Source organism: Salinivibrio sp. PR5, from assembly GCF_001996085.1.
Taxonomy (GTDB): Bacteria; Pseudomonadota; Gammaproteobacteria; order Enterobacterales; family Vibrionaceae; genus Salinivibrio; species Salinivibrio proteolyticus.
Genome location: NZ_MUFK01000075.1, coordinates 1 through 5,982, shown reverse-complemented (window position 1 = coordinate 5,982; position 5,982 = coordinate 1). Strand labels below are relative to the sequence as shown.

The following is a 5,982-nucleotide window of genomic DNA, read 5'->3' as shown; positions in this document are numbered from 1 at the left end:
GTTATTAGCATTATCAATGGGGGGAGTGATCCAGATAGCTGTTACCCCCAAAGACTTGAGATAAGGTAGCTTATTAATTAAACCACGAATGTCGCCGCCGATGTACTTCTTTAAGTCGTTGGGATCATAAGTATCTTTATTCTCGCCGATGTTATTACTTGAGTCGCCATCGCTAAATCTATCAAGAAAAACAAAATAAATAGTCTCTTTCCTGAAATCTAAAAAACTACTTTCTTTACCTTGTGTTCGATGTTCATTAAGAATTGGAGCGCTCAGTGCCAAACTATTGAAGCCTATTGTAGTCAATAGTACACTAAAAAATAAAGTGCGTTTTCTCATAGGAGATATCCTTGTGATTATGAACGTGACATAACATTATTTCCTAGTCTTGCGTTAAATTAACCTCGCTATAAAAGTCAAAAATATGGCAGAACTCAGTGTTTAAATTGAAACGAATTGATGTGCCGATGTCTTTAGTAGATATGTTTTGATTGTTAACGCGGGCAATTAACTCCTTACCTCCCACTGAAAAGTAGATATATTTTTCATTACCCATATTTTCAACTACGGTTAGGTTTCCAGTGACGACATTTATCGTGTCATCAGCGTTTGCGATATTAATATGTTCTGGTCTAATGCCAAAACAAACGGGCTTGTCGATATATTCACGCAATACTTGTTGTTTTTCTAAAGGAATAAGTATGCGTACGTCGTTGGTAATATCTACATAGAGCTGTCCATTTTTTTCGCGTATCACGGTGTCTACTAGATTCATGGCCGGAGAACCAATAAAGCTGGCTACGAATTTATTCGCGGGCTTATTGTATAAATTGCTTGGTGTATCTACCTGCATAATCTTACCTTGGTTGAGCACACAGATTCGGTCGCCCAGAGTCAAAGCTTCAGTTTGATCATGCGTAACATAGATCATCGTTGCAGGACTTCCTTCATCTTTGAGTGATTTATGTAATTGAGCTATCTTCACTCGCATAGATACGCGAAGTTTTGCATCTAAATTTGATAGTGGCTCATCGAATAAGAATACTTCAGGCTTACGGACAATAGCACGACCAACGGCAACTCGCTGTCGTTGACCTCCAGACATTTCTTTTGGTTTCCGGTATAACAGGTCGGTAATCTCTAGTTTTTCTGCAGCCTCTATCACACGGCGCTTTATTTCATCCTTAGGCCACTTCTGCATTTTAAGACCAAAAGCCATGTTGTCGAAAACTGTTTTATGGGGATAAAGTGCATAGTTTTGAAATACCATTGCAATACGACGGTCTTTTGGCGGTAGTCCATTAACTACTCTATTTCCAATGCGGATCTCACCACTAGTAATATCTTCCAAACCAGCAATCATTCTTAACGTTGTTGATTTCGCACAACCCGACGGGCCAACAAATACCATGAACTCGCCATCGCGAATATCTAGGTCGATGCTATGAACGGCTTTAAATTTGTTATCATATTGCTTTTCAATTTTGCGTAGGCTAACAGTGGCCATGAATTTCTCCGTTTACCGCTCTGTACTGATAATAGAAATTGATTTACCAGTGATTACTCTGTTGACACTCTGATTTTTGAATTAGGCAGATTGAAAGATTGTTAATCTGCCTATGACCAATGTCATTTACATTGTGCCACCATGGTAAGAAGGGGGGCTTTGTCTGGTGAAAGCTGAATTGTCCATACGTACTTCCCATCTGTTGGTAGACTGACTTGAGTATTTTTAGCAAAACCCGCGCGCTTTAGCTCTTTGACCTGACCAACTACCATTTCCATACCTGCTGCTGTGTATTGCGGATTCCAGCTCATAGTGGCAAATTGCAGGCTGACATTTCCTGCTTTTTCGTCACTTACGGCCTGATAGATGCCGTCTCCCTTGTAGCCCATCATATGGTTTTCAGTGTGAATCCATTGCCCGTTTGGAAAAGAACCAACAACGAAAAGGGAAGGGCGAACCGGACCCCGTTCTTCAATAGTGGGTAGATTACAGTCAGAGAAGCGAGGGTCAGCCTTAACGAGAGTTGTGCTAGCATTCTCATCAGAGGTACTGCAGCCTGCTAGCACGGCTGTAGTAATCGCTAGGATAAGGAGTGAACGTTTCATATCAAATCCTTTTTTCAAGTTATTACGTTATCTGACTATAAGAGCGATTATTTTTTGTTCTTATATAAGTCAGGACTATCTTTTGATGTTTCGAGTTTATGGTCTGTTATTTCGGTTTACTGATCGGAAAACCTCTATTCTGGTCAAATTCTTTGGTGAGTTTGTTAAGGACGGCTAGGTTTTTGTAATAGTGTTTGGCGTCTTTCGCTGGATAGCCAAACAAGTCGCTACCTTCTGGACAAGAGTGACTGACACCGGATTTAGCTTTGATGACTGAATGACTACCTATTGTAATGTGTCCGGATGTGCCAACTTGTCCGTGAACGATAACATGATCACCAAGAATGGTATGACCGGCAAAACCGCACTGAGAAATAATCAAACAGTGACGCCCTATCTTACAGTCATGGCCGATCTGAATCTGATTATCGAGTTTGCTCCCTTCACCGATGATAGTATCACCAAGCGTCCCTCTGTCTATTGTGTTATTCGAGCCAATTTCGACGTTGTTGTGAATGATCACGCGACCTATGCTTTCAACTCTCTGATAGTTTCCGTCCTCTCCAGCCATATATTCAAAACTGTAATTACCAATCGAATTGTTTGAATCGATCGTAACGTTATCACCAATTATGGTGCCTTCTTTAATGACAGTATTGGCGTGAATTGCTACATTATTGCCAATAGAGACTCCATTCATGATCTTGACTCCAGGCATGAAATAGCAATGCTCTCCAATTTGGCAATGCTTACCGATGTAGACGTCGGGACTCTGAGAGGTATTCCCCTGATCAAATAACCGGTATTTTTGTACTTTGTAGTAACGAAGTAACTGATTAAGTTTGTTAGCGTCGAGATGGTCGATTAAGATCTTAGTCTGGGCTGAACTCTTTAGTATAGCCTCTGGCCCTACTAGTATGTCTGCCTTGCTATCGCAAATAAAAGAGCAATCTGTTCGAGAAAAAACAATCGCAAGTCCACCCTTTTCTGGACTGTTGAGAGGACGAATTGTATCAATGATAGTCGACGCATCACCTTTTATTTTTCCAGCCAGTAAACGCGCAATTTCCGAAGCACTTAACATTGCAAACTCTCAAAGCCGACTATTAGAATCTATATAACCCTTGAAGATAGAAAGTGTGCTGTGTCAGTTCACTTTCATTCTTCGCTTCCCAACCCGCGAGTTCACTTTTATCCTCTACTTCATTTGCGTACTCGTATTCGCCTTTTACTACCCAGTTATCGCTTATCGCTTGCTCATATCCTAGTGTGGCTTTACGAATATCTTTGAAGTAGTCTACGTTGGCATTACCACCACCGCTATTTGCGGCATGACGAGTCTCGCTTTCACCAAACCGGGTGCGGAAGTACAGTGTGCCAGCATCATCAAACGTGTACTGAATAATGGGTTCAAAGTATTTTTCACTAAAGTCACTTATTTCATTAATGTTACCGTTTTTCTGATAGTCTTCGTTATCTTTGATCTGATAATATAGCTCAACACCTAATTCCCAATTTCCCAAGCGCTTATAAGGTTTAACTAAAAGACTATATCCTTTCTCAGTTCTCTTTCCCCAAGCACTTTTATCTTCTTTACTATATAGATACTCAAGATTTGAGTATAAGCCCCAGCTATATTCGTTATTCCAGTATGTCAGATATGGCCGGAAGCTGTGTTCTGCTAGATCCTTACGCAGTCCGTCCACATAAGGTGAATAGAGTTTACTGTCGGTATATTCAAGCTCGTAAATCAGCCCAGTGGACCAACCGTTGGTAAGCCGGAACCCTTTATCTATAGAGAAAAGATGTTTCAGCCCATCTTCATTCTCATAATAGCCAGGTTCGTTCTGCTCTCGGTTTTCAATTTTTAGGGCATACAGAGCCGACAGGTTCCAGTTTACATTGCTGTAAAACACATCGAAGACCTCGTTTGTAATGGTCTTTTCCTTCTTCTTATTTCCGTTAAAACCATCGGTTACTTTGTCCTCGTACTCGACAGACGTACCAATATGTCCGCCGAACTGAAGAGCTTCTTCAAGAAAGCTGCTCTCCGACTTCATACTCGTTTCACTGGCCGCGTATGACAATGTCGGTCCGGATAATGCTATAGCGACGGATACCGCTATTAATGTTTTTTTCACGAGAGATCCTTATTAATTATAAGACTATCAGTTAATGTGCCGGGATAGTATTAGTCGTTCACTGTGAACGCCCATCTATCTTTCGGTAACTAGATTTATTTTTCCTCCTGCCACTCTTAGAAATGAGATATCCATCAAGATAAACACTCCATTATGTTGATATGCGTCACACTTTTGCGGTTTTTACTATCTTGTATAACAACCTGATGAGACTCAACCCCCCGAGTCTCCTTGTAAAAATAAAAATGAAGATAAAAAGTCGATAAGCCTAAAACGCCTTGATATAACTGGATTGTGGACTTTGATCACAATTGTGGTAAGGATTTTTAAAATAGAAGTTGACTTAAATTTAGCCGGTAATAGTCTAGTCGTACTTATTGAACGACGATTGTGGTGTGGATATGACTAATACCTGGATTAAAGCGGCTTTGCTCACCTCGCTAATCACTATGGCGAGTGGCGTTTTCGCGCAAGATGTTCAGCCAGAAAGTGGCGCCGATCTTCTTATCTGGACGGATAAATCGACGCTGGAGTATATGAAGTTTGCTGCCAGCGAATTTAACAAAGAATTTAATCATGACGTGACGTTTACCTTCCGTGGACTTGCCCCCATGGATGCCGCTTCACGAATGATTCAGGATGGTGGATCAGCACGTGTCGCTGATGTTGCAGAAATAGAACATGATTTGCTTGGTCGTTTGGTTGTTGCGGGTGGTGTCATGGAAAATCTAGTGTCTGCTGATGAGATTGATCGTTCTTTTATACCCAGCGCAATTACTGCTTCAAAATACAAAGGTGTGAGCTATGGGTTTCCGGTTAGCTTCTCTACACTAGCTTTATTCTACAATAAGGACTTGCTAGAAAAAAAACCAAGAACATTTGAGGAGATCATTGACTTTAGCGCTAATTTCAATGATGCCAAAGAAAATAAATACGGTCTACTTTGGGATGTACAAAATTACTACGAGTCTAGAATGTTTCTTACTCTGTATGGCGCTTACGAATTTGGTAAAAATGGTACGGATGCAAACGATCTAGGAATTAATTCAGCGCAAGCACAAAGAGGCCTTTCTGCAATGCAGACGTTGCGTAAGGCAAACAGTTCTAATCCAAGTGATATGCGGAACCCTCAGGTACGTCGTGGACTTTTCAACGAAGGTAAAGTTGCCGCGATTATTGATGGGCCATGGGCGATACAAGGATATGATAACAGTGGTATAAACTATGGCGTAGCACCCATACCAACACTTGACGGTAAGCAACCAAGAACTTTCTCTACGGTGCGCGAAGCTGTTGTTTCTTCTTATAGTCAATATCCTAGAGCTGCACAGCTTTTTGCAGCTTATATTTCCTCGAAAGAGATGTTGATGAAGCGTTATGAAATGACGAAATCTATACCACCGGTTAGATCCTTGCTGGACAAAATAATTAAAAATACAGATGAAGCGACTTATGCCGTTATTTCTCAGGGATTTAATTCAGATGCTATGCCCTCTATTCCGGAAATGGGCTATCTGTGGTCACCAATGGCAAGTGCGATTACAGCGATGTGGGTTAATGACCAGCAACCTAGAAAGGTTTTGGATCATGCCAAGAAAATAATAGAAGAACAAATTGCATTCCAGGAGTGAATATGCTGTTGTCTGAAACCAAATCGGCTCCAAGCTTGCTTTTTTCCTATCTGGTTATGGGAGGCACGCAACTGATTAAAAGGCACTGGATAAAAGGA

At 41.0% G+C, this 5,982-nt stretch carries 6 protein-coding genes; 1 reads left to right on the top strand and 5 read right to left on the bottom strand.

What is annotated here, in order from left to right; all coding sequences use genetic code 11:
• From BZG82_RS15695 to BZG82_RS15675, 5 genes are all read right to left on the bottom strand, one after another.
• The coding region (locus BZG82_RS15695; protein ID WP_077766281.1) for an alpha-amylase family glycosyl hydrolase at window positions 1-339 on the bottom strand (339 nt) is incomplete at its 3' end.
• A gap of 43 nt (window positions 340-382) precedes the next feature.
• Window positions 383-1,507 (bottom strand): ABC transporter ATP-binding protein, encoded by a 1,125-nt coding sequence (locus tag BZG82_RS15690; RefSeq protein ID WP_077481432.1) that lies wholly within the window; start codon window positions 1,505-1,507, stop codon window positions 383-385.
• A 122-nt stretch (window positions 1,508-1,629) separates the two neighbouring features.
• On the bottom strand, window positions 1,630-2,112 hold the full coding sequence (locus BZG82_RS15685) for a glycosidase (protein ID WP_077766280.1): 483 nt from the start codon (window positions 2,110-2,112) through the stop codon (window positions 1,630-1,632).
• A 106-nt stretch (window positions 2,113-2,218) separates the two neighbouring features.
• Window positions 2,219-3,196 carry a UDP-3-O-(3-hydroxymyristoyl)glucosamine N-acyltransferase gene (locus BZG82_RS15680; RefSeq protein WP_077678446.1) on the bottom strand — a complete coding sequence of 326 codons (978 nt, stop codon included), beginning with the start codon at window positions 3,194-3,196 and terminating at the stop codon, window positions 2,219-2,221.
• A gap of 22 nt (window positions 3,197-3,218) precedes the next feature.
• Window positions 3,219-4,253 (bottom strand): porin, encoded by a 1,035-nt coding sequence (locus tag BZG82_RS15675; protein WP_077766279.1) that lies wholly within the window; start codon window positions 4,251-4,253, stop codon window positions 3,219-3,221.
• Window positions 4,254-4,654: 401 nt separating this feature from the next.
• Between BZG82_RS15675 and BZG82_RS15670 the strand changes: the two genes are divergently transcribed.
• Window positions 4,655-5,884, top strand: a complete 1,230-nt coding sequence (locus BZG82_RS15670) for a sugar ABC transporter substrate-binding protein (protein ID WP_077480515.1) — start codon at window positions 4,655-4,657, stop codon at window positions 5,882-5,884.
• Window positions 5,885-5,982: the final 98 nt, after the last annotated feature.